The organism is Janthinobacterium sp. 75, from assembly GCF_004365495.1.
Lineage (GTDB): Bacteria > Pseudomonadota > Gammaproteobacteria > Burkholderiales > Burkholderiaceae_D > Janthinobacterium.
In genome coordinates this window covers 3838763-3864323 of sequence record NZ_SORD01000001.1, presented here as the reverse complement: position 1 = coordinate 3864323, position 25561 = coordinate 3838763, and the positions used below count along the sequence as shown (strand labels likewise).

The window sequence follows — 25561 nt, the reverse complement described above, 5'->3', positions numbered from 1 at the left end:
ATGTTCATTAAAATGAAAAAGTGGCTCGCATGCTATCCGCTCGTGGCCGCCAGCCTGTTGCTGGCCGGTGGCGCGCAGGCGCAAGTGGCCGATCCTGGTGCCGGTGCCAAGCAATTGTGGCAATTGATAGACTATGTTGCCGTCGATTACAGCGGTGCCGTCGAACACGGCAAGGTGGTCAGCGAGGCCGAATACGCGGAAATGCTCGATTTTACCGACAACGCGACGACGCAAATCGCTGCCCTGCCTGCCCACGCTTCGCAGGCGGCCATCGCCGCCGCCATCGCCGACCTGCGCAAAGCCGTCGTGGCCAAGGCCGATGGCGCGGAAGTCAAGCGCCTGGCGCACCACGCGAATGGTTTGCTGATTGCCGCTTACCCGATTCCCGTGGCGCCCAAAGTGCTGCCCAATCTGGCGCGCGGCGCGGCCCTGTATGCGGCCCAGTGCGCTTCTTGTCATGGCGTGGCCGGTGGCGGCGACGGTCCGCTGGCGGCCAGCCTGGAGCCGAAACCGATCGCCTTCACGGATGGCGAACGGGCGCAGTCGCGCAGCCTGATGGCGCTGTACCAGGTCATTTCGCAAGGCGTGGCGGGCACTTCGATGGCCAGTTTTGGCCAGCTGTCCGAAAATGAGCGCTGGGACCTGGCCTTCTTTGTCGGTGGCATGTCGCACGATGCGGCGGCGCGCGCGCGCGGCGAAAAGCTGTGGCAGGACGATCCGCGCAGTAAAAACCTGTACACCGACCTGGCCGCCGTGACGACCCTGACGCAAGAAGCGGCGGCCGCCAAGCTGGGTGCGGACGAAGCGCAAGCCTTGACGGCGTACTTGCGCAGCACCCCTGGCAAGGCCGAGGCGCACAAGCCGGCGGGCCTGGCCCTGTCGCGCTTGCGCCTGGAAGAAAGCCTGGCCGCCGTGCACGCAGGCGACCGAGCGGCCGCCACGCGCCTGGGCCTGTCGGCCTACCTGGACGGTTTCGAGCCGATCGAGCCGATGGTCGGTGCACGCAACAAGTCCTTGCTGCTGGCCGTGGAAAACGCCATGCTGGCCTACCGTTCCGCCGTTGCCAAGGGCACGGTGGCCGATGCCGAGGCGGCGGGTGAAAAGCTGCAGCAACTGTTCAGCCACGTGGAAGCGGAACTGGGGGACGCCAAGGCGGAGCCGATGACGACCTTTATCGGCGCCCTGACGATCTTGCTGCGCGAAGGCGTGGAAGCGCTGCTGATCGTGATCGGCATTATCGCCTTCCTGCGCAAGGCCAAGCGCAACGACGTGCTGCCGTATGTGCATGGCGGCTGGATCAGCGCGCTGGTGGCGGGCGGCCTGACCTGGGTGGCGGCAACGTATCTGGTCACCATCAGCGGCGCCAGCCGGGAAGTGAGCGAAGGACTCGGTTCCGTGTTTGCTGCCCTGGTCCTGCTCAGCGTGGGCTTGTGGATGCACCAGAAGAGCAGCGCCGGACGCTGGCAGGAATACCTGCATGAGAAACTCACGGCAGCGATGAGCCGGCGCTCTGCCTGGGGCCTGTTCGCTCTGGCCTTCATCGCCGTCTACCGCGAAGTCTTTGAAACTGTGCTGTTCTATTCCGCCCTGGCGGCGGACGGCAATGGCGGCGCCCTGCTGGGAGGCTTCCTGGTGGCCATCGTGCTGCTGGTCGTGATCGCCTGGGCCTTGCTGCGCACCAGCGCCCGCATGCCGATCGGCAAGTTCTTCTCGTGGACGTCCGCCTTCGTGGCCGTGCTGGCCGTAATACTGATGGGTAAAGGCGTGGCCGCGCTGCAGGAAGCGGGCTGGGTCGGCGTCACCCCCGTCGATTTCATGCGCATCGACCTGCTGGGCATCCTGCCGACCCTGGAAACGCTGCTGGCGCAGACGGCCATCGTGGCCATCATCATCGCCGGCTACGGCTGGAACCGCGTGTCCGCAGGCAAACGCAAGCTGGCCTGAGCTTGACACTCGCCCCTTGAAACGCGCCGGCACGGGCGTTTCCACCATCCCCCAATCGCTGCAGCCAGCCATTGGGGGATTTTTCATTGCAGCCGCTAGGTGCGACATTTCGCCTGACGACTTTCATCCGACAACAGCGCTGGCCTGCAACAGGAAAATCGCTGGTCACGACCAGCTTGGCATCTTTGCCGCTGCTGGCCATCAGCCACATTCAAGAAATCGTCCATAGCTGTCCAGTCCCTCCAGATCGGCCCGGCTGTCGAATCGGGTCTGCTGCAATAGCTCGCCGATACGGCCGTTGTATCGTTCGGTCATGCCCTTCGTTCGCGGATGCCGGGGCGGTGCCAGGCGGTGTTCGATGCCCATGGCGGCGCAAACTTTATCGACGGCGTGCTGGCCACTGGGCTTCCTGTCTTTTGTGGTGTAGCGGTCGGTGAATGGCGAACCGTAGTCAGTCAACAGTTTGATGATCCTGATCGGCGAGTCCAGCTTGCGCCGGCGCAGGAAGTCAACGCTGCTTTTATCGCTCAAATCACCGAAGGTGTGTATATGAGGCCGTCTGGACTAGATGAGATGGAAAGGCTGGCGGCGGAGAATGACAACGATCACTGCGCGATTGCAGGAATGCGGCATCGATGCGGAACAGGCAGACGCCTCGGCGCAGGATATTGAACAAAAGAAGTATGGCCCCCTGCTGCAGCAGTTGCTGCTGCGCGGCCTCGGCTATGACGTCGAGGCCGCGCCCGACGTGCAACTGGGGTATGTGGATGAGGCCGGCGCACCGCACCTGCACGGCAGCCTGCATGATGCGCTGGAAGAACTGGATCCGGCGGGCCGCCACGGCCAGCCCCGCTCGCTGGAACTGCGCCAGTTTGGCGGCTTGCCGGGCGATCTGCAGATGCAGCTCAAGGACTTGCTGGAGAAGAAAGCCTGGTCGCAGGCGGCCGTCCTGTGGAAGCGTGCCGTTGGCGGCGAGCTGGCGCACTGCCTGGCGGCAATGCAGCAGTTGGCGCGCCAGCTGTAATACCTTACCAGTAGCCAAGCACCTTCCACCACGTCGTGCCGACAATGGCAAAGATCAGCAGTTCCACCACGCACATGATGAAGCCGACCCGCCACCAGTTGCCCATCGTCACGAAGCCGCTGCCAAAGATGATGGGCGATGTGCCCGTCGCGTAGTGGGTCAGGGTCATCATGATGGCCGAGCCGGCCGTCATCATCAGCATGAACGGCACGTGGTATTCGGCGGGAATCAGGTGCAGGCCCACCGTGAGGAAGGCCAGCAGCATGGCGCTGATGTGGGCCGTCGTGCTGGCAAAGAAGTAATGCGAAAAGACAAACACCAGCACCAGGACGGCGGCGATCGGCAGCCAATCCATGCCGCTGGCGACGATGGCGGCCTTCATGCCGGCCGAGAACCAGGCAATCACGCCCGTCTTGTTCAATTGCTCGGCCATCATGACGAGCGCGCCGAACCACACGAGGGTATCCCAGGCGCTCTTCTCGGACAGCACGTCGTCCCAGTCGATGGTGCCCGTTATAATCAACACGAACAAGCCGACAAAGGCTACCACCGTCGCATCGAGTGCAAACGCGGGGCCGAACAGCATGGCGGGCACGTTCGCCCACAGCAACAGCAGCAGGGCAAAGGTGCCCAGCATGACTTTTTCCGACGGCGACAAGGGACCCATGCTCTTCAATTCCGCCTTGGCGTAAGTGACGGCGTCCGGCGTGGCTTTCAGTTCCGGCGGCGACAGCCAGTAGATAATCAAGGGCATCACCAGCAGGCAGACGAGGCCCGGCAACAGCATGCACAGGGCCCAGGTGGTCCACGTCAGATGAAAACTCTGGCCGCTGGCCTTGGCCACGAAATCGACCACCAGCGGATTGGGCGCCGTGGCTGTCAGGAACATGGCCGAGGTAATCGGGTTGGCGTGGTAGTTCACGAGGGCCAGATACGTGCCCACTTTACCTTCCGTGCCCTTGGCAGGGTCCGAATCGAAGGCGTTGGCGATCGATTTCATGACGGGGTGGACGATGCCGCCACCGCGTGCGGTGTTACTTGGCGTAAAGGGCGCCAGCACCAGTTCGCAAATGGCCAGGCCGTAGCCGATGCCCATGGTGCGCTTGCCCAGCAGGGAAATGAACAGCAGACCGATGCGGCTGCCCAGCCCCGTCTTTTTCAGGCCGCGCGAAATCAAAATCGCCACCACGATCAGCCAGATCAACGGATTCGAGAAACTGCTGAGCGCATCCGTGATGGCGCCTTTGGACGAGGTCGACGTTACTTGTGACAATGACACGATGACGATGGCCATCATGGCCATCACGCCGATGGGCATGACTTTTAAAATGATCGCCAGGATGGTGGTGAGGAAGATTGCCACCAGGCCCCAGGCCTTGGGCGTCAAGCCATCGGGCGCCGGCAGCAATAGCATGCTCACCAGCAAGGCCGTGCAAATCAGGGCGGGGACGAGGCGGAATGGGACAGCTTCCTTGAAATGCAGGAACATGTCGCGCACTGTTTTATACATCTTTATTACCTTTCGCTGTGGGTCAGGCATCGTGGCAAGCGGCATGGTGCGCGCAGAGTCTTGGGCTGGCGCGCAGGAAAAACGCACCTTCTACGATGACAGATGCCCAACAATTCTGTTCGGCAATATCATACACGCAAGCCGTGCCCGTCCCCGGCTCCATTCGGCCCGCCGTTCCCGCCAATTGCAAAATCGTTGACCTGCGAGCGACATATGTCGCATAATCGCCCCTCATGTCGCCTAAGCCTACGAGGAAGCCATTGCAAGCACGCAACCATCATATCGACGCCTTGCGGGGCGCGGCCATCCTGTGCGTGCTGCTGCTGCACTTCGCGCTGGCCTACGGCCTGAAGAACAGCCCGCTCTCCGCCTTGCCGGGCTGGCTGCTGGGCGCCGCCTACCAGGGCAATTACGGCGTGACCATCTTCTTCGTTATTTCCGGCTACCTGATCACCTCGACCTCGCTACGCCGCTGGGGCGACCTGGCGCGCATAGACCTGGCCGCGTTTTATCTCTACCGCATCGCCCGCCTGCTGCCCTCTCTGCTGCTGGCCCTGTCCCTCATCGTGCTGCTGGGCGTGCTGGACGTGCCCTTCTTTGCCAATTCGGACGGCGGCAAGGACTTGCCAGCCAGCTATTTCGTCATCGCCATCGCTTCGGTGCTGACCTTCTGGCACAACGTGCTGATGCAAAGCGCCGGCTATTTCAATTACTGCCTGAACGTCTACTGGTCGCTATCGGTCGAGGAAATGTTTTATCTGCTGCTGCCGCTGTCGTGCCGCTTGCTGCGCCAGCGCCACTGGATCATGCTGCTGTGCGGCGCTGCCATCGTGGCCGGCCCCGTCTACCGCAGCTTGCACGCGGATAATGAGATTGACTTCATGTACGGCTACCTTGCCTGTTTCGACGCCATCGCCATCGGCTGCCTGACGGCACTGTTGACACAGCATTGGCAGCCGGGCGCGCGTGCCGGCCAACGCTTGCGCTGGACAGCGGGCCTGGCCCTGGCGGCCCTGTACGTGCGCGGCATTGGCGGCCATGAAGTCTTTGGTTTCAGCGCGATCGCGCTGGCCAGCGCCGCCTTCATCGTGGGCGCCACGGCGGGCCAGGCAGCCAGCCAGGGCCGCCCTGGCCCGCTGCAATGGCTGGGACGGCACAGCTATGAGCTGTACTTGTTCCATATCATCGTGCTGGCCGCCATGCGCAATGTCGTCGACAAGGCGGGCCTGGGCTACTCGGAGCGCCTGCCGTGGCTGGCGCTCTTCCTGGCTGCGACCGCACTGGCGGCCGCCCTCGTCGCCCGCTGCGTGTCCGAACCGGCCAATACCGCCCTGCGCCGGCGCTTCCGGAGCGCCGCCACGGCCGCGCCTGCACGCGCGGGGGGCAGCCCTGGAGCGGCGCCTTGAAAAAGTGAGCCAGGTCAAGAGACCGCATGCCGGTCGTGCGTTTCAGGGGGATTTCCAGCCCGAACTTGCCATCCGCACTATAATGTCGGCACCGCGTGCGGCAGCATTGGCGGCGATAGACGGTAACAATTTCGTGTGGACGCCAGTACAATAGCGTCTGGGCCTACACAGGGTTTCACTTTTGCCAGCAGTTGCCAGCAACTAACCATTTTTTTGACCAGCCAACAAACACTATGAGTTCGATGAATGAAGAGCGCGTATTAAGCGTGCACCACTGGACGGATACCCTGTTCTCCTTTACCACCACGCGCGACCCGTCGCTGCGTTTCTCGAATGGCCATTTCACCATGATCGGCCTGCGCGTCGATGGCAAGCCACTGCTGCGCGCCTACAGTATCGCCAGCGCCAATTATGAAGACCACCTGGAGTTTTTCAGCATCAAGGTGCCGGGCGGCCCGTTGACGTCGCGTTTGCAGCACTTGCAAGTGGGCGACACCGTCATCGTCGGCCGCAAGCCGACGGGCACCCTGGTGTCCGACTACCTGCTGCCAGGCAAGCGCCTGTACATGCTGTCGACGGGCACGGGCCTGGCCCCTTTCCTCAGCATCGTGCGCGATCCGGACATCTACGAGCGCTTCGACCAGTTGATCCTCGTGCACGGCGTGCGCCAGGTCGATGAACTGGCCTACCGCGAGCTGCTGGAAGAGCACCTGCCGAAACATGAATTCCTGGGCGAAATGGTCAGCGACAAGCTGCGCTACTACCCGACCGTCACGCGCGAAGACTTCCGCAACATGGGCCGCATCACGGCACTGATCGAGAACGGCAAGCTGGCCGAAGACCTGGGCTTGCCAGAGCTGAACCCGGCCGAAGACCGCGTCATGATCTGCGGTAGCTCGGACATGCTGCGCGACCTGAAAGAGATGCTGGAAGCGCGTGGCTTCAAGGAAGGCAATACCTCGACGCCTGGCGACTTCGTTGTCGAGCGCGCGTTCGCCGAGAAGTAATCCGCAACGCTACAGGTGCCGGGTCCCGCCGCTTTGCGCGGCGGGACCCGGCTTTTTTATTGCTGGATCAACGGGCCAGCGCTGCCCCGCGCTGGTATTGCAAGCCATTCATGAAGCGCTGCACGGGCTGAAAGCCGCCGCTGAGGATATCGTCATGCGCCGCGTAATAGCGCGTCTCGATCTTCAGCAGGCCCAGCACGGTCGCATCGAGCTTGTCGGTCTGATATGGCCGGCTTTCCAGCGCGGCGCGCGCGGCCGTCGATTGCGGCGCTTGCCGGTTGCTCCAGATCAACATGGGAATTTCATAACCACTCTTGTCCGAGGCGGAATGGCCCGCGTGATTGCGGCTGTAACCCACTTCCTGCCCATGGTCAGAAACGAACAGCAGCGAGGCGGCGCGGTCGGTCTTGGCCTTTTCCGCCATGCCGATCAGGGTGCCCAGCACGTAATCGCCATAGCGGATTGCGTTATCGTACTCATCGCGCTGGTTGCGTATCCAGCCAGACCTGCCCTGGCTGGCCATCTGCACGCTGACGGCGTCCTGCGCCTTGTCGAAATGCGCAAAGCGGCTGGGATAGCGCATGTCATAGCTGGGATGGGCACCCAGCAAGTGCACGACAATCAGCTTTTTCGGCGCGTCGTCGCGCAGCGCATGGGCGAAAGGCTGGAACAGGTTGCCATCGAAATTGTTTTCGCCGCGGCCAGTACCGTAGTTGATGAAGTCGCTTTCATCGGCCTCGCCCGCCAGCAGACCGATCCAGCCGTCGTTGCGCGTCTGGTTCGATACCCAGAAAGTCTTGTAGCCGGCCGCCTCGGCCAGCATCAGCAAATTCGGCTTGGCCATCCACGCATCGGGGTTGCCGATATCGGCCGGCGTGAGCATCGTCATCATCGATTCCACCGTGCTGGACGCGGGCGAAATGACATCGTTGAACACCAGCAGCTTCGCACGCATGGCGTCGAGCCTGGGCGTGGTGGCGCGCGGGTAGCCATACAGCGACATCGAGGCGCGGTTGGTGCTCTCGCCGATCACCAGGATGACGGTGCGCGCATCCTCGCCCACATAGCGCACATGCCAGTCGCGCGGCGCGGCCATGGCCGCCGTCAGCGCATGCTGCATGGACTTCATCGCGTCCAGCTGCGCGCTGTACTGCTGGTAGCGCAGTGGCCAGAACAGCGCCGGATTTTCGCGCCGCATGGTGGTATTGACGTGCAGCAGCACGAGAAAGACGGCCATGCTGGCAGCAAAGCTTTTTTGCAGCACGCCCGGCACGCGACTGGCGCGCGCCGCTTGCCAGCGCAGCAGCTGGCGGTCAGCCAGCAGCACCGCCGCCGTCACGAGTACAAACCAGCCCGCCGATTGCGCCAGCGCGATGCTGTTGTGCAGGAAAAATTCACCCGTTTCGGCTTGATCTGTCGCAAACATGGCCTGTAAAACTGCATTCGGATTCGGCCGCATGCCAAAATAGCCACGCAAAAAACCTTTGATGGCGGCGTCGAGGTAAAACACGGACACCACGATGCGCACCAGCACGGTGACCACGCCGGCGCTGGTGCTGCTGCGCCAGGCATGCAGCATGCCGCCTATGCCCAGCAGGAAGGCCGCCAGCAAGACGCACAATTTCAGGCATTCGTTCGCACTTAACTGATCGAAGAGGAAGAACAGCAGCAGGCCAGCAAGACTTAACAGGACACGGAAAAACAGAATCAGCATGGAGGCAGTAGATAGTAAACGTTCGACGGGGACAGGCCCGAGCGGACGGGCCAGCGATTGTAGCGTAGTCCCTTGCCACGCGTAGCAGCATTTCTTGCATGATCCTGACAGAAATTGTCAGTGCTATCCATTATGCTTTTGGCACCAGCAGGCTAAGCAGCCTGTACTATTGATATCTCCACCTGCGACAGGACTTTTCATGACCCGTGCCATCACCATACTGACCGAGAACTTTGCCGATTGGGAAACCGCCCTGATCAATTCCACGGCGCGCCTGTATTACGGCTTTTACACGCAGTTCGCCACGCCGGGCGGCCTGCCTGTCACCTCGTCCGGCGGCATGCTGGTCACGCCGCAACTGGCGCTGGAATCCATTTCGCTCGACGAACTCGACTTGCTGATGGTATGCGGCGGCAGCCACTGGCAAAGCGGCAAGGCGCCCGACCTGGGTCCGCTGCTGCGCGCCGCCCGCGACAAGGGCGTGGCGCTGGCCGGCATATGCGACGGCACGCGCGTGCTGGCGCAGGCCGGCGTGCTCGACACCGTGCGCCACACTTCCAATTCCGCCGACAACCTGATGGACACGGGCTATGCGGGCGCCGCCCAATACCAGGATGTGCCCTGGGCCGTGGCAGACCAGCGCATCATCACGGCGCCCGGCACGGCGCCCGTCACCTTCACGCAAGAAGTCTTGCGCGCCCTGGGCATAGCCGACGAGAACCTGGCCGCCTACCTGGCCTTGCATGGTGCCGAGCACGGCAAGGCTGCAGCTGCCCAGGCAGCCCGCTAGTCGGCAGCCAGCACGCGCAAGCGCGCCACGGCGTGCTTGTTGCCGGGGTCCAGTTCCAGCGAGCGGCGGTAATGCGTGATGGCCGATGCCGAGGCACCGTCCGCCTCGTACGCTTCGGCCAGGCTGTCGTGGCCGTTCGCCCCTTGCGGGTAGAGTTGCACGCCAAGCTGGAAGACGGCAACCGCCTGCTTCAGCTGCTGCCGGCCCAGCAGGCGGTAACCCCAGGCGTTCAAGTCGTCTTCGGTGGGCGCAGACAGCCCGTGCTGGCGCCGGATGGCCGCCAGTTTCTTGTCCAGCCCGTCGAAACCACCGCTGGCCGCGCTGTTGCGCAGCAGGTGCGCGGCATACGCGCCGCCACGCTGCTGGCGCAGGACGGGAATGTAGAAGCCGGCGATGGTATCGATCAACTGTTCCGGCTGGCCGCCAGCCAGGTTGCTCAGGATAATGATGGCCAGGTCATCGTCCGGGTACACATAAAAGGCGGAGCGGGCGCCGCCGATGCCGGCCACGGCGCGGTGGCCATCGCGGCCGATCGTGGGCCAGCCCAGCGCCCACGGTGCCGGCTTGCCGTCATTCAAGCTGGTCGGCTGCCACAGCCGTTCCACGCTGGCGGGCGCCAGCAAGCGTCCTGACTGTAGCGCGATAAGCCAGTTCGTCAGTTCACCCACATTGCTGTTGATGCCGGCCCCCGCGCGCATGAACACGGGGAAGTCCTCGATCACGTTGCGGTAACCGTTGCCGCCCCGGTTCAGCACATAGGAACTGGCCTTGTTGGCGACCACGTCCTTCGCATCGCCAAAACCGCTGTGCGGCATGCCCGCCACGTCGAACTGCCTGTGCTGGATGAAGGAGACAAAGGGCTGGCCGCTTTGCCGCTCGATCAGTTGCGCCAGCAACACATAATTGGTCTGGTTATAGCGGAAGCGCTGACCTGGGTGGGCTTCCACCGGCAGCGCCTGCACGGCTGTCCACGCCGCGTCGGCGTCGTCCGGCTGCGGCCCCACAAGCTTGCCGCTGCGCTGGTCCAGCACATCGGGCAAGCCCGAAGTATGGTTGAGCAATTGCGTCACCGTCACGGCATGCCAGGCTGGCGGCAGCCCCGTCAGGTACTGGCCGATGGGCGCCGCCAGGTCGATCTTGCCCTGCTGTACTAGCTGCATCACGGCCACGCCCGCAAATGCTTTCGTTGCCGAATTGATGGAAAACAGGCTGGCGTCCGTCACCGGTACCTGATATTGCAAGCTGGCCAGGCCGAAATTGTGCTTCAGCACGACCTTGCCACCTCGGATGACCGCCAGTTGCAGACCTGGAATCTGGCGCTCCTGCATTTCACTGCGCAAGAAGGCGGCAATTTCCTGTTCCGCGGGGGACGCCTTCGGCCCGCTGGCGGGCGCGGCAGTGGCGGCCACGGTGACGGGAGCGGCAATGGCGGCAAGCGCCATAACGAGCAGAACAGATGGGAGGCGTGGCTTCAAGATGCGGCTTTCGGCAAGAGAAAACGGAACAGCAGCATCCCATACCTATTTATCAACGTCAACGAGAATATTGCTGCTTAGAAAGTTACTCTTCCAGCCACACGTCCTCATAGCCTTCCCGGTCGATAATGAATTTGGCGCCGCTGGGCAAGGCCAGGTAATCGAGCACCTGCGGCAGCATCTCGTGCAGGTGTTCCACATGCAGGGGCTGGTAAAAGCCGCTGGCAGTGTCATGCTCGCCGCAGTGGATGAACCAGCTGATGGTGCCGTTTTCCGGCAGCACGATGCGCGTGCCGTAGATGGGCGACTGCGCCAGGCTGCCGATGGCCAGGGCCACCATGGGCTCGGGCGCCTGCGCCGGCAAGCCGAATTTGTCGCAAATGCGCCGCTGTGTTTCGCTGATCAGTTCAGTCATGGTGCTTTCAGGATCCGATATATTGATAATGCAGCCGCAGCGCGCCATCGGCGCCGGACATTTCCAGGTGCAAGGTCGCTTCGCCTGGCTTGCCATCGGCCAGCAACATGCATTCCAGGCCCAGCGGCCCGGCGTCGGTGGCATACACATCGATGGCGGAACGGCCACCCTTGCCCGGCACAAAGGCCTCGGCCAGCGGCGCCAGGGAGAGCGCCTGGTTTGCCGAAAAATAGCTGTCGAGCATCTCGAGGATCTCCTCGGCCACGCCCGCAGACAGAAACCAGTCGCGTTGCAGCGCAACAGGATCGCGCAGGTCGAGCGTCTGCACGAAGGCGGCCGCCTGTGCATAGGCCTGTTGCCGCAGGCTGTCGGTAATACTCATTTCCATGCTGCGATTCCTCTCTCTTGAACAGGCGCCATTATAGTGCGCGCCCCGGTCGATTCGGCACAGTCGCCATGCCAACAGTTGCATGACAGTACGGCATCCCTGTAAAGTGGGCCACGATGAAAAAAATCTACCATGGCAGTTGCCACTGCGGCAGCGTGCGCTTCGCGGCCGAGATCGACCTGGCCGCTCCCAGCCTGCGCTGCAACTGTTCCTATTGCCTGAAAATCCGCTGCTGGGCTAGCCAAGTGCCGCCCACAGCATTCCACCTGCTGGCAGGAGAAGCGGACTTGAGCGAATACCGCTTTGGCGCCGGTCGGGAACGCCACTACTTTTGCCGCCACTGCGGCGTGCGCCCGTTTGGCCGCGGCGATTCTGCCCGCAGCGGCCCGTTTGTCGGCATCGGCGTGAACTGCCTCGACGATGCCTCGGTGGCCGAACTGGCCCAGGTGCCCGTCACCTTTGTCGATGGCTGGCATGACGACTGGGACGCGCCGCCGCAGGAAACGCGGCATCTGTAAAAATGCAATGTAGAAATGGTTGTCACGCACCACGGAGTTTTCCTACGTGGCGACAGGTAGTGTCCCTATGGTGAAGCCAGCGTCCGGCAGCGAAAATGGCCTTAACGGTGCTGCACGGCGCCGGAGGCCAGGCAGGAGCATCCTTAATCCATCCTTACGCCATCCTTGGTGCGGATGATGACGCAGACTAACCACAGGGGGAACGATCATGACGTCAAACAGCAACGACAAAAGCGGCAAGCAGTCGAGCAAACCGCAATCGGGCAACCAACAGTCGGACAAGCAGCAGGCGGACAAGCCATCCGGCACCCGCCAGCCATCCGGTGGCACCCAGGGCGGCAAGCACGAGCAGAACATTGACGCGAGCCGCCAAAGCCACAAAAATGACGGCAACAAGCAATCTGCTTCGCAACAAATGGGTCTGGGCAGGAGCGCCAGTGAACAATCGGGTTCGGGCGCCGGTTCGCGTGGCGGCACGCATGATCAGCAAACGGAAACTGGACGTCAAGGCCACAAGAATGATGACAAATCCTGATAGCCGAATCGTGTGATTGCCGGCAAATCTGCCAAGACTTCGCTGCAGCATGGGCCGGTGCGGCAGTGCCGTGCCGGCCCATGGGTAGCGTAAGGCCAGGCCCGCCACTTCATGGGAGGTCAGACAGGTGAGGTGCGAAAGGCCGTTGTCTGGATCCGCATTCTGGGTGATAATTACGCCCATGAACGATACCACTACCTTACCCCCATTGCCCGATCGCCTGTCGATCGACCCTAGCAGCCCTTTCCACGTTGCAGCCGTGTTCGAGAATGACGTCGGCATCCGCTTCAACGACAAGGAACGTCTTGACGTGGAAGAATATTGCATCAGCGAACGCTGGATCAAGGTCGCTTCCACCAAGTCCCTGGACCGCCGCGGCCGTCCGCTGCAGATCAAGCTGAAGGGCAAAGTCGAAGCGTTTTACCGCTAAGCAACACATGTAATGTCATCGAGGCCGATTTCCATCGGCCTTTTTTTCGTCTGCAGGTATTGCTCAGCCGTGTAGCGATCAAGCCGCCGGTGGCGGCTGGTATGCGCAAAAGCCCGGCCACTGGTCGCGGCTGTCGCACACTTTCAGGCAGCCTTTATTATCCTTGAACGTGGCGACAACCTTGATGTGGAAACCATATTTTGGTGTGGTGGCCAGAAAGGCGGACGGGCAGCTTTGCTCATTGCTGAAGCGGAAAGTGATTTCTTCGCGGCGGCCCTTGCGCTCAAAACCCAGCATGAAGGTTTCATTGCTGTTCCACTGCGCCTTGCCCGGCACGCGGAAGCGGTAGCGCGGACTGCCCTGCTGCTGGCCTTCGAGTTTCTGGCCGAAGACGCGGCTGCTGGCCGTGGCCGTCTCGACTTTGGCAACCGGATACACGATGGCAAACATATAGGTGCCAGCGAAACCCTGGTCAAAACCGAGTCCCTTCTGGTAGAACGGCACGACGATATGCGGCGCGCCCCCGTACTCCACCGTGTTGCGGGCCGTCACGCGCGACGTCAGCTTGTCATCGGGCGCTTGCCCGAAGACCACGTCCAGTTCCAGCAGCGCTTGTTGCTTGTCGATATCTTGTGCCAGATAATCCTTGGGGAACATTTCGCCGTGCACGCAGCCGGCCAGCAAGGAGGCGGCGAGGCAGCCGGTGAGGAGTTTAGGTATTGTCATGGCTGTTTTCCTTCTGGCGGCGTTGAACTGAGGCCCAGCCCCGTCACTTGCCAGCCATTCTTGCCTTGTTTCCATTGAAATTGCTGGCCGAACCAGGCCAGTTCCAGTTCGCGCCGGATGCGGTTCGAATCGGTGCGGCCCTGGCGCGCCTTGATGGCGGTGCCCGCCTGTTCGGAAGCCGCCTCCGACAAGGGCTTCAACCACCGTTGATAGGTGTCGGGCGGCAAAGCCAGGACTCCGGCGACGCCGTCGTCGCGCGTAGCAACGATGATTTGCAATTTGGTCAGCTTCCTGGCGAGATAGGCGCCGCGCCGCCCGTCGGGCGAAACGGAGACCAGCATGGCGGGCGCGTAATCGCCAGTGACGGTGTCCGGCATGTCAAACCACAGCAGCTCGCCCGTGTCCGTATCGAGCGCGCGGCCGTCGCGGGCAAACAGCAGTACTTCGGGACGGCCCGGCTGCGGCACGCCCCATTCCGGATCGCGCTCTGTGCGCACCATGCTGTCGCGCTGCATGGGACTGAGGGGGCGCATCAGCGGTTCGCCATTTTGCACGCCGATGAGGATGGTGCCCTGCCCCGTATAGCCCTTGGTAAAGGCCAGCAGCATGGGTTGGCCCTCGCGCGTGGCCTTGAGGGGGCGCACTTCCACCACTTCGCGCGCGCCGCCGGGCCAGTAGCCGTGCTGGCGGAAAGACAAAGTGACGAGCGAGTCGAAGCGGTCATTCGTGACGACGAAGTCGCCGTATTGTTTGGACACCGGCACGTACGGCGCTTGCGCCAGCGCGGCAGGCACGAAGGCGGCCGCCAGAGCGGCGGCGGCCGCCAGGCGGCGTAAAGATAGCGACAGAGGTAGGAACAGCATGGCATCCTGTGTGGGTCGCACTGGGCGAAGGATGCATATCATAGACGATTCCTCGCCAGCAACACTGTCCGGTAGGAAACATCAGTGGCGCTGGATTTCGATCAGCTCGATCTCGAACAGTTTGGGCCACAGTTTGCCCGTGACAAACAGGCGCTTGCCGCGCGCGTCCCAGGCGATACCGTTGAGCACGGCGTCGGGATTGGCCGTGCCCCGCTTCTCGGGCGGCAGCAAGCCAGTGAGGTCGATCCAGCCCACGACCTTGCCGCTGGCAGGGTCGATGCGGGCGATCACGTCCGCGCCCCACACATTGGCAAACAGCTCGCCGTCGACCATTTCCAGTTCATTCAGGCGGTCGATGGGGCGGCCTTCGGCCTTCACTTCGAAGCGGCGCACCTCGGCCAGGGTTTTCGGATTGAGCACGCGGATGGCGGAGGTGCCGTCGCTCATGTAGACAAATTTGTCATCGCTGGCCAGGCCCCACCCTTCGCCCTGGTAGCTGAAGCTGCGTTTCAGTTTGAACGTCTTCTGGTCGAACACATAGCCAGTCTGCGAAATCCACGTCAGGCCCAGGATTTCATCGCCCACATCCGTGATGCCTTCGCCGAACACTTTTTTGTCGAGCATGCTTTTCTGCAAGACCTTGCCCGTCGTCAATTCCACCTTGCGCAGCGAGGACTGGCCGTTCTGGCCCGTGCTTTCATACAAATGGCCATCCTTGAACAGCAAGCCCTGGGTAAACGCCTGGGGGTCGTGCGGATAGGTGTTCTTGACGAAATAACCATACACGGGAAGCGCGGCCTGGGCGTAGCCCATTTCGCTCATCAGGCCCACGGTGCATAACAATCCCAGCAGCAGCGAGCCGGCGGTGCGTTTGAGTCTGGCGTTGACGTTGATGTTCATCTGGTGGGGCGGAAGTTGGTGTACGCCTATTGTAAACGTGCCGCGTCCGCCATGCGCGCCCTGACGAGGTCCAGCCAGGCGCGCCCCGCGAAAGACAGGCGTCCACCGCGGCGCCAGGCCAGCATCAGATTCCATTCCACGGGCGGACCGTCCAGGGGAATGACGGCAAACTGCGCCGGCTCGAGCGTGTCGCAATACATCTTCGGCAACAGGCAGATGCCCACGCCCAACCGCACCAGCGAGGCAATGAAGTCCCACTGGCCGCTGCGGCCCGTGATGCGCGGCGCAAAACCGGCCCGCTGGCAGGCATCCTGCACAATGTCGTTCAGGGCAAACGCTGCGCCATAGAAGATGAAGGGGCTGTCGGCCAGCTCGGCCAGGGCCACCGAGGCGCGCCCCTGCCACGGCGAGCCGGGCGCCGCAAGCAGGCACAGGGGCGAGCGCACGATGGGCAGCGACTCGAAATCCTGCCAGGTGGCCGCATTGCCTGGATAGTCAAGCATGGTGCCCAGTTCCACCGTGCCGGTGCGCAAGTCGCGTTCAATGGCTTGCGTGCCGCTTTCATACATTTTCAGCTCGATGCCCGGATAGCGCTGATGGTATTCGGCCAGCCACGGCGCCAAGGTGGAATGCGTCTGCGGCGATACGCCCACGCGCAATTCCCCCCGTTCCAGTTCTTGCAGGTCGCGCAATTCCACCTTCAGTTCCGCATGCAGGGCCAGCAGCTCATGCGCGCGCGACAGCACCACCTTGCCCGCGTCCGTCAAGGTAAAACGCTTGCCCGCGCGGTCCAGCAAGGCCAGGTCCAGCGACTGCTCCAGCTGGGCAATCATCTTGCTGACGGTGGGCTGCGTCACGTGCAGCTTGGCGGCCGCGCGCGTAAAACTGTTTTGCTCGACCACCTCGACGAAGTAGCGCAAGGAGCGGATATCCATGATGCATTCCAATATCGAATGATAATCATGAGTTTAAGTCATTTTATCTTTTGATGTTGGGTCACTACAATGAAGACTTCCCCCAGCCGTTTGAAAGCCCGCCGTGAAAGCACCAGCCTTGCAGCATTCCATCCATCCCGCCCCCGGGCTGCCGTCCGCCCCTGCCTGGCGCCAGCCCGCGCAGACCGCGTGGCAAGTGGGCATACTGATTGCCGCCTGGTGGCTGGCCGACGAGGCTGCATCCGCCCTGCATTTGCCGTTTTCCGGCGGCGTGGTGGGCCTGTTCGTGCTGGTGGCCCTGCTGCTGTCGGGTTGGGTGCGGCCTGCCGCCATCGAACTGGGCGCGAACTGGCTGCTGGCCAATATGCTGCTGTTCTTTATTCCGCTGGTGGTATCCGTGGTGCAATTTACGCAACTGTTGAAATCGCAGGGTCTGATGCTGTTCGTGAATATCGGCCTGGGCTTTGCCAGCGTGATGCTGGCCACGGCGTTGACGGTGGAATGGGTGTGCCGTTATGAGCGCAAGCTGCGCCTGCAAAAACTCGTGCGCCAGCGCACAGCCAGGGCGGCAGCATGAGTACCCTGATTCTGTCCCTGCTGTTCTTGCTGCTGACCCTGGTCTTGTTCTATGGCAATCAGGCCGTGCACCGCCGCCACCCGCATTTTTTGCTGACGCCCGCCATCTGCACCTCGGCGATATTGATCGTCATCGTGCAGGCGACCTCGACGCCGTTCGCCACGTACTTCGGCGAAACGCGCTGGCTGCCGTGGCTGCTGGGGCCGGCCACCATCGCCTTCGCCCTGCCCATCTTTCAGGAGCGCAAGCTGATTCGCAAGCATTGGCTGGCCCTGTCGCTGGGCAGCTGCGCCGGCATCGTGGCATCCGTCGCCGCCACCCTGCTGCTGGACCGGCTGATGGGCGTGCATGGCGACATGGCGCGCAGCCTGCTGGCGCGGTCTGTCTCGACGCCATTCGCGCTGGAAGCGTCGCGCCACATGGGCGGCTCGGCCCAGCTGACGGGAATTTTTGTCGTGATGACGGGCTTGTTCGGCTTGATGCTGGGCAAACCCTTGTTAAAACTGCTGCCCTTGCGCATGCGTATCGCCCGTGGCGCGCCGTATGGCGCGGCCGCGCACGGTTTTGGCCTGTCCGTGGCGCGCCGCGTGGGCACGGAAGAAGGCGCCGTGGCCAGTCTGACGATGATTTTTTCGGGCGTCGTGACGGTGCTGCTGGCACCGCTGCTGGGGCATCTTTTGGGCTAGCGGTCCGCTTGCAGCACCTGCATGCCATGCACGATCAGGTCGATTCCCGCCAGAAAATCCTCCCGGTCGTCGTGCGTGCGCAACTGCCCCGCCACCTTGCGGGCAAACGGAAACGCCTGCGCATCGAGGCGTGACCACGCGCCCGCCAGGCTGTCGAGGAAATGCGCGCGCTCCAGGCCCTTGTCCCTGGCGATGACGGCATTGGCCGCATTTTGTCCGCTCACGCCCAGCAAATAGTTCAACAAGGTGCATGCTGCCAGCCATTGCCTGTGCTGCGGCACGCCCAGGGCATCGACTTGCTGGCCCAGGCGTTCCAGAATGCGCACGCTGGGCAGCTGGCCCGGCGCGCGCGACAGGGCCGAGCCCAGCCACGGATGCGCATCCATGGCCTCGAACATGGTCAGCGCCACGGCGCGTATGCCCGCCTGCGGCGAAGCTCCTTGCGGGGCGGCATCCATGGCCCGGGTGACGATGGCGTCGCTGGCCGCCGTGAACAAATCATCCTTGTCGGCCACGTGCCAGTAAATGGCGCCCGCCCCCGTGGACAGGCGCGTGGCCAGGGCGCGGAAGGTCAGGCCGCCCTCGCCGGCTGTATCGAGCAAGGCAATGGCGGCATCGATGATGGTGTCGCGCGTCAGGGCATCGGCGCGTCGTGGAGGGGGCGCTACAGTATTGGACATCGCTTATCTTGACACAGATGCTGGCTTGCCGCAAAATTCCTCTGGAACGCTGTTCCACCAACATTTTGGACACTACCCTCAAGGATCACCATGCATATCGCCATCATCGGCGCGGGCCTGGGCGGGCTGATGCTCGCCCGCGTGCTGCACGTCCACGGCATCGCCGCCACAGTATATGAGGCGGATGCGTCGCCGCAGGCGCGCCGCCAGGGTGGCCTGCTCGATATCCACGAGGAAAGCGGCCAGCAAGCGCTGCGGGCGGCTGGCTTGCATGACGCCTTCCGCACCCTCATCCATGCAGGCGGCGAGGCCAGCCGCGTGCTCGATCAGCACGGCACCGTTTTGCTCGACGAGGGGGACGATGGCACCGGTGGCCGGCCGGAAGTGGCGCGCGGCGAACTGCGCCGCATCCTGCTCGATGCCTTGCCTGACGGCTGCGTGCGCTGGGGCCATAAATTGACCAGCATCACAACCATGGACGGCGGCCAACACATGCTGAGCTTTGCAAATGGCGCCACGGCAACCAGCGACCTGCTGGTGGGCGCGGACGGCGCCTGGTCCAGGGTGCGGCCCCTGCTCTCAAGCGCGCAGCCCGGGTACAGCGGCATTGCCTTCATCGAAACGTATCTGTTCGACAGCGACCGTCGCCACCAGGCCAGCGCGCAAGCCGTGGGCGCGGGCGCCCTGTTCGCGCTGGCGCCGGGAAAAGGCATCCAGGCGCACCGGGAAGCCGATGGCGTGCTGCATGCGTATGTGGCCTTGAGCAAGCCCGAGGAATGGCTGGCCGCCATCGATTTTGCCGATCCCGCCGCCGCCCGCGCTTGCATCGCCGCGCAATTTGCCGGCTGGGCGCCCGCGCTGACGGCCCTGATCACGGACGCGGACACACCGCCCGTGCCCCGTCCCGTGCACCTGCTGCCCGTCGACCACCGCTGGCAGCGCGTTGCGGGCGTAACCTTGCTGGGCGACGCTGCCCATTTGATGGCGCCGGCCGGCGAAGGCGCCAACCTGGCCATGCTCGATGGCGCCGAGCTGGCGCAGGCGCTTGCCGCGCAGCCGGGCGACATGGACGCGGCCCTGCTGGCGTATGAAACGGCGCTGTTTGCGCGCAGCAGCGTGGCTGCGGCGGAGTCCAAGCGCATCCTGCACCTGTGCTTTGGCGACGAGGCGCCGCACAGCCTGGTCCAGTTCTTTTCCGGCATGCAAGATGCCGGCCCTGAGCGGGAAGTGTAAGGGCGGCGGTGAGGCGCGGCGCCAAAGCCCCACGCCAGCGGCCTTTATCGGGGATAATACATCTTTCCCCATTCCAAGCAGCCGCGCCACGATGAAATACCCTGCAGTCCTGCCTTTCAGCGACATCCTGTCCCGCTTGCACGAGTTCGATGCCATCATCGACGTGCGCAGCCCGTCCGAATTCGCGGAAGACCACTTGCCGGGCGCCATCAACCTGCCCGTGCTGGACGACGAGCAGCGCGTACGGGTGGGCACTTTATATAAACAGACGAGCGCCTTCGAAGCGAAGAAGCTGGGCGCGGCGCTGGTGGCGAAAAATATCGCACGGCATATCGAAGAGAGTTTTCTGGGCCACCCGCACGACTGGAAGCCCCTCGTCTACTGCTGGCGCGGCGGCAACCGCAGCGGCGCCATGGCGCACATCCTGGCGCGTATCGGCTGGCCCGTCACGCAGCTTGAGGGCGGCTACAAGGATTATCGGCGCCATGTGAACGCCGAGCTGGCCACCCTGCCCGAGCGCTTCGACTTCATCAACGTGCTGTGCGGTCCCACGGGCAGCGGCAAGAGCCGCTTGCTGCAGGTACTCGACAAACAAGGCGCGCAAGTAATCGACCTGGAAGACCTGGCGGCCCACCGCGGCTCCGTGCTGGGCGGTTTGCCCGAGGAAGAGCAACCAGCGCAAAAAGCGTTTGAAAGTGCGCTGTGGCAGCAACTGCGTACTTTTGACCCGTTGCTGCCTGTATTCATCGAGTCCGAAAGCAAAAAAGTGGGTCGGTTGCGCGTGCCCGATGCGCTGATGGAAAAGATGCGTGCTTCCGCCTGCACGGACGTGCGGCTCGATACGGCCCAGCGCGTGCAATTGCTGATGCAAGACTATGCGCATTTCGTCGGCGACCCGGCCCGCCTGAACGTGCAGCTGGCCCTGTTGACGCAGCTGCATGGCAAGGAGAAAATTGCCCACTGGCAGCAACTGGCCACTTCGGGCCGCATGGCCGAGCTGGTGGAAGAGTTGCTGGTGCAGCATTACGACCCCGTCTACCGGCAATCGATCGCCCGCAACTTCAGCCGCTACGCCCAGGCGACGCCGCTGGTCTTGCCCGATATTTCAGAACATGCCTTTGAGCAAGCCGCGCGTGCATTATGTGCTATCGTCGGCGAACCCCGTACCGCCAGCGCCGCGTAAGCGCCGGCGTAGCTTCCAATGACCTTTTTGAGCAGGATGACGACCATGTCCGATAGCGTTCCAACCCCCATCCGATTGACCGAATTTGCCCATGGCGGCGGCTGCGGCTGCAAAATTGCGCCCGGCGTGCTGGCCGACATTTTAAAGGGCAGCGGCGGCTTTCCCCTGCCGAAGGAATTGCTGGTCGGCATAGAAACCTCGGATGACGCGGCCGTCTACCAGCTCAACGACGAGCAGGCGCTGATCGCCACCACGGATTTCTTCATGCCCATCGTCGACGACCCGTTCGACTTTGGCCGCATCGCCGCCACCAATGCCATTTCCGATGTGTACGCCATGGGCGGCACGCCCATCATGGCCCTGGCCCTGGTGGGCATGCCGATCAACAAGCTTCCCGTGGAAACCATCGGCCTCATCTTGAAGGGCGGCGAAACCATCTGCGCCCAGGCCGGCATTCCCATCGCGGGCGGCCACACCATCGATTCCGTCGAGCCGATCTACGGCCTGGTCGTGCTGGGCCTGGTCCACCCCTCGCAAGTGAAGCGCAATGCGGGCGCGCGCGCCGGTGATAAATTGGTATTGGGCAAGCCGATCGGCGTGGGTATCTTGTCGGCCGCGCTGAAAAAGAATGCGCTGGACGCGGATGGCTACGCCTCGCTGATAGCCAACACCACCAAATTGAATACCCCGGGCAAGAAACTGGCCCTGCTGGACGGCGTGCATGCGCTGACGGATGTGACGGGCTTTGGCTTGCTGGGCCACACCCTCGAACTGGCGCGCGGCGCCAAATTGCAGGCGCGCATCGCCATGGCATCCGTGCCGCTGCTGCCGCAAGTGCAGCAACTGGCGCAGAATGGCAATATCACGGGCGCCTCCGGCCGCAACTGGCAGGGCTACGGCGCGCAAGTGGCGCTGGCCGACAGCCTGAGCGCCATCGACAAGGCGATTTTGACGGACCCGCAGACGGCAGGCCCCCTGCTGGTGGCGTGTGCGCCGGAAGCCGTCGAGCAAGTGCTGGCGATTTTCCGCGCCGAAGGCTTTGGCGACGCCGTTGTCATCGGCGAGATGCAGGACGGCAGTACCGGGGTTTCCGTATATTAATGAACAATTTTCTTAAAGGCAGTCCCATGACCACGTTCTCCAACTCATTGAGCAAGTTCCCCGCCATCCTGGCCACCGTCGCCGCCACCCTGGCCATCCACAGCGGCTTGGCGCAGGCGCAGCAAGTGTTGCGCGTGTCCGCCATCCCCGATGAAGCGCCGACGGAACTGCAGCGCAAGTTCAAGCCGCTGGGCAGCTATCTGGAGAAAAAGCTGGGCATGAAGGTGGAATTTACGCCTGTCACCGATTACGCGGCGTCCGTGGAAGGCTTGATCAATAACAAGCTCGATATGGTCTGGTTCGGCGGCTTTACCTTCGTACAAGCGAACGTGCGCAGCGGCGGCAAGATCGTGCCCCTGGTGCAGCGCGAGGAAGACACGAAATTTCGCTCCGTATTCGTGACCACCAGCAAGGACATCAATCAATTGTCCGACCTGAAAGGCAAAAATTTCACGTTCGGCTCGGAATCATCGACCTCGGGCCATTTGATGCCGCGCTACTACTTGCTGGCCGCCAAGATCAACCCGGATACGGACATGAAGCGTATCGCGTTTTCCGGCGCGCATGACGCCACCGTGGCGGCAGTGGCCGGCGGCAAGGTCGATGCTGGCACCTTGAATATTTCTGTGTGGGAAAAGCTGGTGGAAGCGAAAAAAGTCGATCCGAGCAAGGTGCGCGTGTTCTACACGACGCCCGGCTACTACGACTACAACTGGAGCGTGCGCGCCGACATGAATCCCGTCGTGCGCAAGAAGCTGACGGACGCCTTCCTGGCGCTGGACCCTTCCACGCCGGAAGGCAAGGAAATCCTCGAACTGCAGCGCGCCACGAAGTTCATCCCGACCAAGGCCGAGAACTACAAGGATATCGAAGCGGCCGCGCGCGATGCGAAGCTGTTGAAGTAATTTACGCCGACGCGTTTACCGTAGGTCGGATTAGGCCGGAGGCCGTAATCCGACAACATTGTTGGCTTCACTGTGTCGGATTACGCGGCTTCGCCGCTAATCCGACCTACGTTGCCCTTGCATGGCGTAATCCGACACCGCCCCAAAAAACCGAAACATCGCATGACATTCCAACTTCACAAGGTCAGCGTCCACCACGCGGGCGCCGCCAGCAATGCGCTGGCACTGCGCGAGCTGGACCTGGACGTGGCCCAGGGCGAACAGATCGCCCTGATCGGCCCTTCCGGCGCAGGCAAGACCAGTTTGCTGCATACCCTGGCCTGCGCGCTGCGCCCTGAATCCGGCAGCCTGAACATCCTCGGCACTTCTCCCTGGCAGATCGCCAGCGGCGAACGCCACGCCTTGCGCGCGCGATTGTTCCTGGCGCCGCAAACGCCGCCGCTGCCGCCGCGCCAGAGGGTCGTCAACGCCGTGCTGGCAGGCCGATTGCCGCAATGGAGCTTGTGGACGGCCATCCGTTCCCTGCTGGCGCCCGTCGACCCGCGCGCCGCGTGGGAAGCCCTGGGCAAATTCGAGCTGCAGGACAAATTGTATGCAAGAGTCGACCGCCTGTCCGGCGGCGAACGCCAGCGCTGCGGCATGGCACGCGCGCTCGTGTCGGATGCGGAGGTCTTCCTCGTCGACGAACCGCTGTCCGCGCTCGACCCCACACTCGCTTTGCAGACGATCCATGTGCTGCAAGCGGAAGCGACAGCGCGCAACGCCACCCTGATCTGCAGCCTGCACCAGGTGGAAATCGCACGCGCCTGTTTTACGCGCATCGTCGCCTTGCGCGATGGCAAGATCGTCTTCGACGCGGCAAGCGCCGACGTCAGTGACGCCATGATAGAGCAGCTGTACCGCAACAAGGCCGATCCGGCGCCCCTGATCGAGGTGCTGGAGGCGAACCAGGACGCGGCGAGGCCCCTTTGCTGAAGAATGCCAACGCCGCCATGCCGCGCGATCCCGCCTGGCGCGGGCGCCTGATCGGGGCTGCCGTCGTGCTGCTCGTGCTGTGGCCGATGCTGGTGCAGGCCGAATTCAAGCCGTGGATTTTATGGGATGCGCAAAGCCTGGCCGCCACCTGGCAATTCCTTGCCAGCTTCGTGCCGCCCGCCCACTCGCTGGAATTCCTGCAGCTGGTGGCCATTTCCAGCTGGGAAACCATCGCCATGGCCACGGCCGGCATGGCGCTGGCCATGCTGGGGGCCATACCGCTGACGTTATTGGTGACGGAGCGCCTGTCGATTTCGCGCATCGGCAGCGGCACCGTCTCGCCCCTGGCCGCCAACGCGCGCCACGCAGTCCGGGCGCTGCTGGTGCTGCTGCGCAGCGTGCCGGAACTGGTCTGGGCCTTGTTATTGGTGCGCATCGTGGGACTGGGACCGACGGCGGGCGTGATCGCCATCGCCCTCACCTATTGCGGCATGCTGGGCAAGGTGTATGCGGAAATCCTCGAATCGTCGGATGCCGCCGCCTGCAACGCCTTGCTCAATAACGGCAGCGGCCGCTTGAAAGCCCTGCTGTATGGCGCCTTGCCGGAATCGGCCGCCGAACTGGTGTCGTACACGATTTACCGCTGGGAATGCGCGATCCGCGGCTCCGTCGTCATGGGCTTTGTCGGTGCGGGCGGCCTGGGCCAGCGCATGGATGAATCGATGAAGATGATGGCGGGCAATGAACTGGCCACCATGCTGATCGTCTTCGTGTTACTGGTGGCGGGCGCTGACGCCGTTTCCGCCATGCTGCGCCGGAGGTTGGCATGAAAACGGGACCGATGCTGCCCGCCTTGCCTGCGTCCGCTCCCGTGCGCTGGTCGACCTGGGCCTTGCTGGCAGGGTTATTACTGCTGGTCATCGCCAGCTTCGCCACACTGCCCCTGAAATGGGGCGAGTTCTTCAGCGCCGACGCCGTGCGCACGAGCGCCGACTTCCTGCACGGCTTCGCCCCGCCCGAGCTGGCGCCCAACTTTTTGATGAAAGTCGGCGTGGCCACCTTCGAGACCCTGGCCATGTCGGCCATCGGCACGGTGATCGCCGCCGTGCTGGGCGCGCTGCTGGCCCTGCCCGCCAGCGGCCGTTTTGGCAAGCTGGCGCGCAATGCCACGCGCGCGGTGCTCAACGTGCTGCGCTCGATTCCCGAACTGGTGTGGGCCTCGATCCTGCTGATCGCCGCCGGCCTGGGACCTTTCGCGGGCACCCTGGCGCTGGCTCTGCATACGGTGGGCGTGCTGGGACGCTTGTTTGCCGATGCGTTTGAAAATTGCCCGCCCTTGCCGGCCGCCACCTTGCGCATCAATGGCGCGCGCCCTGCCGTAGCCTTCCTGTACGCGACCTTGCCACAATGCAGCCCGCAAATGATGTCCTACACGCTGTACCGCTGGGAAAACAATATCCGCGCCGCCGCCATCCTCGGCGTCGTCGGTGCGGGCGGCCTGGGGCAGATGCTGAAGTACCATCTGTCGCTGTTCCAGATGCAGAGTGCCGCCACGGTCATCGCCGCCATGCTGCTGATGGTGGCCGCCGTCGATGGGCTCAGCTATGTGCTGCGCCGGGCCATGACCCGTTAAATATTACT

General features: G+C 63.1%; 27 protein-coding genes and 1 pseudogene. 17 read left to right on the top strand and 11 right to left on the bottom strand.

The window, feature by feature from the left end:
* Positions 1-12: 12 nt before the first annotated feature.
* Positions 13-1944: a cytochrome c/FTR1 family iron permease gene (locus tag C8C89_RS17645; protein ID WP_243858063.1), complete on the top strand. Its 1932-nt coding sequence runs from the start codon at positions 13-15 to the stop codon at positions 1942-1944.
* A 240-nt stretch (positions 1945-2184) separates the two neighbouring features.
* On the opposite strand, the pseudogene C8C89_RS17640 reads toward C8C89_RS17645, so the two are convergent.
* Positions 2185-2427 (bottom strand): annotated as a pseudogene (locus C8C89_RS17640) (IS481 family transposase); the annotation flags it as partial.
* 112 nt (positions 2428-2539) lie between these two features.
* On the opposite strand from C8C89_RS17640, the gene C8C89_RS17635 reads away from it, so the two are divergent.
* Positions 2540-2968, top strand: a complete 429-nt coding sequence (locus tag C8C89_RS17635) for a hypothetical protein (protein WP_133991407.1) — start codon at positions 2540-2542, stop codon at positions 2966-2968.
* Between the two features lie 4 nt (positions 2969-2972).
* On the opposite strand, the gene C8C89_RS17630 is transcribed toward C8C89_RS17635, so the two are convergent.
* Positions 2973-4478, bottom strand: a complete 1506-nt coding sequence (locus C8C89_RS17630; RefSeq protein ID WP_133991405.1) for an anion permease — start codon at positions 4476-4478, stop codon at positions 2973-2975.
* A gap of 260 nt (positions 4479-4738) precedes the next feature.
* Between C8C89_RS17630 and C8C89_RS17625 the strand changes: the two genes are divergently transcribed.
* Together C8C89_RS17625 and C8C89_RS17620 are read left to right on the top strand one after the other, a co-directional pair.
* Positions 4739-5884 carry an acyltransferase gene (locus C8C89_RS17625; protein WP_243858062.1) on the top strand — a complete coding sequence of 382 codons (1146 nt, stop codon included), beginning with the start codon at positions 4739-4741 and terminating at the stop codon, positions 5882-5884.
* A gap of 233 nt (positions 5885-6117) precedes the next feature.
* Positions 6118-6891 (top strand): ferredoxin--NADP reductase, encoded by a 774-nt coding sequence (locus C8C89_RS17620; RefSeq protein ID WP_101481324.1) that lies wholly within the window; start codon positions 6118-6120, stop codon positions 6889-6891.
* A gap of 67 nt (positions 6892-6958) precedes the next feature.
* Here the strand turns inward: C8C89_RS17620 and C8C89_RS17615 are convergent, their stop codons facing one another.
* Positions 6959-8605, bottom strand: a complete 1647-nt coding sequence (locus C8C89_RS17615) for a phosphoethanolamine transferase (protein ID WP_133991401.1) — start codon at positions 8603-8605, stop codon at positions 6959-6961.
* Positions 8606-8804: 199 nt separating this feature from the next.
* Between C8C89_RS17615 and C8C89_RS17610 the strand changes: the two genes are divergently transcribed.
* Positions 8805-9395, top strand: coding sequence for a type 1 glutamine amidotransferase family protein (locus tag C8C89_RS17610; RefSeq protein WP_133991398.1), 591 nt, complete (start codon positions 8805-8807; stop codon positions 9393-9395).
* On the opposite strand, the gene C8C89_RS17605 is transcribed toward C8C89_RS17610, so the two are convergent.
* The 3 genes from C8C89_RS17605 to C8C89_RS17595 all read right to left on the bottom strand — a co-directional run bounded on the left by C8C89_RS17605 (position 9392) and on the right by C8C89_RS17595 (position 11673).
* The gene (locus C8C89_RS17605; RefSeq protein WP_208327720.1) at positions 9392-10870 is read right to left on the bottom strand and encodes a serine hydrolase domain-containing protein; all 1479 of its coding nucleotides are present in this window, start codon (positions 10868-10870) and stop codon (positions 9392-9394) included. The two genes, C8C89_RS17610 and C8C89_RS17605, sit on opposite strands and share 4 nt — an antisense overlap.
* 85 nt (positions 10871-10955) lie before the next feature.
* Positions 10956-11285: a hypothetical protein gene (locus tag C8C89_RS17600; protein ID WP_133991396.1), complete on the bottom strand. Its 330-nt coding sequence runs from the start codon at positions 11283-11285 to the stop codon at positions 10956-10958.
* 7 nt (positions 11286-11292) lie between these two features.
* Complete coding sequence (locus C8C89_RS17595; protein WP_133991393.1) at positions 11293-11673, bottom strand: hypothetical protein; 381 nt, start codon at positions 11671-11673, stop codon at positions 11293-11295.
* 116 nt (positions 11674-11789) lie between these two features.
* Between C8C89_RS17595 and C8C89_RS17590 the strand changes: the two genes are divergently transcribed.
* The 3 genes from C8C89_RS17590 (at position 11790) to C8C89_RS17580 (ending at position 13156) form a co-directional block, all read left to right on the top strand.
* Positions 11790-12191 (top strand): GFA family protein, encoded by a 402-nt coding sequence (locus C8C89_RS17590; RefSeq protein ID WP_133991391.1) that lies wholly within the window; start codon positions 11790-11792, stop codon positions 12189-12191.
* Positions 12192-12399: 208 nt separating this feature from the next.
* Positions 12400-12726 carry a hypothetical protein gene (locus tag C8C89_RS17585; RefSeq protein ID WP_133991389.1) on the top strand — a complete coding sequence of 109 codons (327 nt, stop codon included), beginning with the start codon at positions 12400-12402 and terminating at the stop codon, positions 12724-12726.
* A gap of 181 nt (positions 12727-12907) precedes the next feature.
* Complete coding sequence (locus C8C89_RS17580; protein ID WP_101481332.1) at positions 12908-13156, top strand: DUF3297 family protein; 249 nt, start codon at positions 12908-12910, stop codon at positions 13154-13156.
* A gap of 78 nt (positions 13157-13234) precedes the next feature.
* Here the strand turns inward: C8C89_RS17580 and C8C89_RS17575 are convergent, their stop codons facing one another.
* The 4 genes from C8C89_RS17575 to C8C89_RS17560 form a co-directional block, all read right to left on the bottom strand.
* Positions 13235-13882, bottom strand: coding sequence for a hypothetical protein (locus C8C89_RS17575; RefSeq protein WP_101481333.1), 648 nt, complete (start codon positions 13880-13882; stop codon positions 13235-13237).
* Positions 13879-14745, bottom strand: coding sequence for a hypothetical protein (locus C8C89_RS17570; RefSeq protein WP_133991387.1), 867 nt, complete (start codon positions 14743-14745; stop codon positions 13879-13881). The genes C8C89_RS17575 and C8C89_RS17570 overlap by 4 nt, the downstream gene beginning before the upstream one ends.
* 81 nt (positions 14746-14826) lie before the next feature.
* Complete coding sequence (locus tag C8C89_RS17565; RefSeq protein WP_101481335.1) at positions 14827-15645, bottom strand: glutaminyl-peptide cyclotransferase; 819 nt, start codon at positions 15643-15645, stop codon at positions 14827-14829.
* A gap of 26 nt (positions 15646-15671) precedes the next feature.
* Positions 15672-16580 carry a LysR family transcriptional regulator gene (locus C8C89_RS17560; RefSeq protein WP_101481336.1) on the bottom strand — a complete coding sequence of 303 codons (909 nt, stop codon included), beginning with the start codon at positions 16578-16580 and terminating at the stop codon, positions 15672-15674.
* Positions 16581-16683: 103 nt separating this feature from the next.
* Here C8C89_RS17560 and C8C89_RS17555 point away from each other — a divergent pair, with 103 nt between their 5' ends.
* Both C8C89_RS17555 and C8C89_RS17550 read left to right on the top strand, forming a co-directional pair.
* Complete coding sequence (locus C8C89_RS17555) at positions 16684-17157, top strand: CidA/LrgA family protein (protein ID WP_243858061.1); 474 nt, start codon at positions 16684-16686, stop codon at positions 17155-17157.
* Complete coding sequence (locus tag C8C89_RS17550) at positions 17154-17843, top strand: LrgB family protein (protein WP_101481337.1); 690 nt, start codon at positions 17154-17156, stop codon at positions 17841-17843. The genes C8C89_RS17555 and C8C89_RS17550 overlap by 4 nt, the downstream gene beginning before the upstream one ends.
* On the opposite strand, the gene C8C89_RS17545 is transcribed toward C8C89_RS17550, so the two are convergent.
* On the bottom strand, positions 17840-18523 hold the full coding sequence (locus C8C89_RS17545) for a TetR family transcriptional regulator (RefSeq protein WP_133991385.1): 684 nt from the start codon (positions 18521-18523) through the stop codon (positions 17840-17842). The genes C8C89_RS17550 and C8C89_RS17545 overlap by 4 nt on opposite strands.
* Positions 18524-18613: 90 nt before the next feature.
* Here C8C89_RS17545 and C8C89_RS17540 point away from each other — a divergent pair, with 90 nt between their 5' ends.
* The 7 genes from C8C89_RS17540 (at position 18614) to phnE (ending at position 25553) form a co-directional block, all read left to right on the top strand.
* The gene (locus C8C89_RS17540) at positions 18614-19756 is read left to right on the top strand and encodes an NAD(P)/FAD-dependent oxidoreductase (RefSeq protein ID WP_208327719.1); all 1143 of its coding nucleotides are present in this window, start codon (positions 18614-18616) and stop codon (positions 19754-19756) included.
* A 91-nt stretch (positions 19757-19847) separates the two neighbouring features.
* Complete coding sequence (gene mnmH / locus C8C89_RS17535; RefSeq protein WP_133991381.1) at positions 19848-20939, top strand: tRNA 2-selenouridine(34) synthase MnmH; 1092 nt, start codon at positions 19848-19850, stop codon at positions 20937-20939.
* Between the two features lie 45 nt (positions 20940-20984).
* Entirely contained in the window at positions 20985-22040 is a 1056-nt protein-coding gene (gene selD / locus C8C89_RS17530) for a selenide, water dikinase SelD (RefSeq protein ID WP_133991379.1), read from the top strand.
* A gap of 26 nt (positions 22041-22066) precedes the next feature.
* On the top strand, positions 22067-22945 hold the full coding sequence (locus C8C89_RS17525) for a putative selenate ABC transporter substrate-binding protein (RefSeq protein ID WP_180338451.1): 879 nt from the start codon (positions 22067-22069) through the stop codon (positions 22943-22945).
* A gap of 162 nt (positions 22946-23107) precedes the next feature.
* Positions 23108-23920, top strand: a complete 813-nt coding sequence (locus C8C89_RS17520) for an ATP-binding cassette domain-containing protein (RefSeq protein WP_133991377.1) — start codon at positions 23108-23110, stop codon at positions 23918-23920.
* A 17-nt stretch (positions 23921-23937) separates the two neighbouring features.
* Positions 23938-24750 carry an ABC transporter permease gene (locus C8C89_RS17515; protein ID WP_133993474.1) on the top strand — a complete coding sequence of 271 codons (813 nt, stop codon included), beginning with the start codon at positions 23938-23940 and terminating at the stop codon, positions 24748-24750.
* On the top strand, positions 24747-25553 hold the full coding sequence (phnE, locus tag C8C89_RS17510) for a phosphonate ABC transporter, permease protein PhnE (RefSeq protein WP_243858060.1): 807 nt from the start codon (positions 24747-24749) through the stop codon (positions 25551-25553). Before C8C89_RS17515 ends, phnE begins: the two co-directional genes overlap by 4 nt.
* The last annotated feature ends 8 nt before the right edge of the window (positions 25554-25561 follow it).

What these genes read in the sequence shown, in the direction of transcription:
- C8C89_RS17645 (WP_243858063.1), top strand. Translation starts at nt 13, where the DNA reads ATGAAAAAGTGGCTCGCATGCTATCCGCTCGTGGCCGCCAGCCTGTTG.
- C8C89_RS17635 (WP_133991407.1), top strand. Translation starts at nt 2,540, where the DNA reads ATGACAACGATCACTGCGCGATTGCAGGAATGCGGCATCGATGCGGAA.
- C8C89_RS17630 (WP_133991405.1), bottom strand. Translation starts at nt 4,478, where the DNA reads ATGTATAAAACAGTGCGCGACATGTTCCTGCATTTCAAGGAAGCTGTC.
- C8C89_RS17620 (WP_101481324.1), top strand. Translation starts at nt 6,118, where the DNA reads ATGAGTTCGATGAATGAAGAGCGCGTATTAAGCGTGCACCACTGGACG.
- C8C89_RS17615 (WP_133991401.1), bottom strand. Translation starts at nt 8,605, where the DNA reads ATGCTGATTCTGTTTTTCCGTGTCCTGTTAAGTCTTGCTGGCCTGCTG.
- C8C89_RS17610 (WP_133991398.1), top strand. Translation starts at nt 8,805, where the DNA reads ATGACCCGTGCCATCACCATACTGACCGAGAACTTTGCCGATTGGGAA.
- C8C89_RS17600 (WP_133991396.1), bottom strand. Translation starts at nt 11,285, where the DNA reads ATGACTGAACTGATCAGCGAAACACAGCGGCGCATTTGCGACAAATTC.
- C8C89_RS17595 (WP_133991393.1), bottom strand. Translation starts at nt 11,673, where the DNA reads ATGGAAATGAGTATTACCGACAGCCTGCGGCAACAGGCCTATGCACAG.
- C8C89_RS17590 (WP_133991391.1), top strand. Translation starts at nt 11,790, where the DNA reads ATGAAAAAAATCTACCATGGCAGTTGCCACTGCGGCAGCGTGCGCTTC.
- C8C89_RS17585 (WP_133991389.1), top strand. Translation starts at nt 12,400, where the DNA reads ATGACGTCAAACAGCAACGACAAAAGCGGCAAGCAGTCGAGCAAACCG.
- C8C89_RS17580 (WP_101481332.1), top strand. Translation starts at nt 12,908, where the DNA reads ATGAACGATACCACTACCTTACCCCCATTGCCCGATCGCCTGTCGATC.
- C8C89_RS17575 (WP_101481333.1), bottom strand. Translation starts at nt 13,882, where the DNA reads ATGACAATACCTAAACTCCTCACCGGCTGCCTCGCCGCCTCCTTGCTG.
- C8C89_RS17570 (WP_133991387.1), bottom strand. Translation starts at nt 14,745, where the DNA reads ATGCTGTTCCTACCTCTGTCGCTATCTTTACGCCGCCTGGCGGCCGCC.
- C8C89_RS17565 (WP_101481335.1), bottom strand. Translation starts at nt 15,645, where the DNA reads ATGAACATCAACGTCAACGCCAGACTCAAACGCACCGCCGGCTCGCTG.
- C8C89_RS17560 (WP_101481336.1), bottom strand. Translation starts at nt 16,580, where the DNA reads ATGGATATCCGCTCCTTGCGCTACTTCGTCGAGGTGGTCGAGCAAAAC.
- C8C89_RS17550 (WP_101481337.1), top strand. Translation starts at nt 17,154, where the DNA reads ATGAGTACCCTGATTCTGTCCCTGCTGTTCTTGCTGCTGACCCTGGTC.
- C8C89_RS17545 (WP_133991385.1), bottom strand. Translation starts at nt 18,523, where the DNA reads ATGTCCAATACTGTAGCGCCCCCTCCACGACGCGCCGATGCCCTGACG.
- C8C89_RS17540 (WP_208327719.1), top strand. Translation starts at nt 18,614, where the DNA reads ATGCATATCGCCATCATCGGCGCGGGCCTGGGCGGGCTGATGCTCGCC.
- mnmH (WP_133991381.1), top strand. Translation starts at nt 19,848, where the DNA reads ATGAAATACCCTGCAGTCCTGCCTTTCAGCGACATCCTGTCCCGCTTG.
- selD (WP_133991379.1), top strand. Translation starts at nt 20,985, where the DNA reads ATGTCCGATAGCGTTCCAACCCCCATCCGATTGACCGAATTTGCCCAT.
- C8C89_RS17525 (WP_180338451.1), top strand. Translation starts at nt 22,067, where the DNA reads ATGACCACGTTCTCCAACTCATTGAGCAAGTTCCCCGCCATCCTGGCC.
- C8C89_RS17520 (WP_133991377.1), top strand. Translation starts at nt 23,108, where the DNA reads ATGACATTCCAACTTCACAAGGTCAGCGTCCACCACGCGGGCGCCGCC.
- C8C89_RS17515 (WP_133993474.1), top strand. Translation starts at nt 23,938, where the DNA reads ATGCCGCGCGATCCCGCCTGGCGCGGGCGCCTGATCGGGGCTGCCGTC.
- phnE (WP_243858060.1), top strand. Translation starts at nt 24,747, where the DNA reads ATGAAAACGGGACCGATGCTGCCCGCCTTGCCTGCGTCCGCTCCCGTG.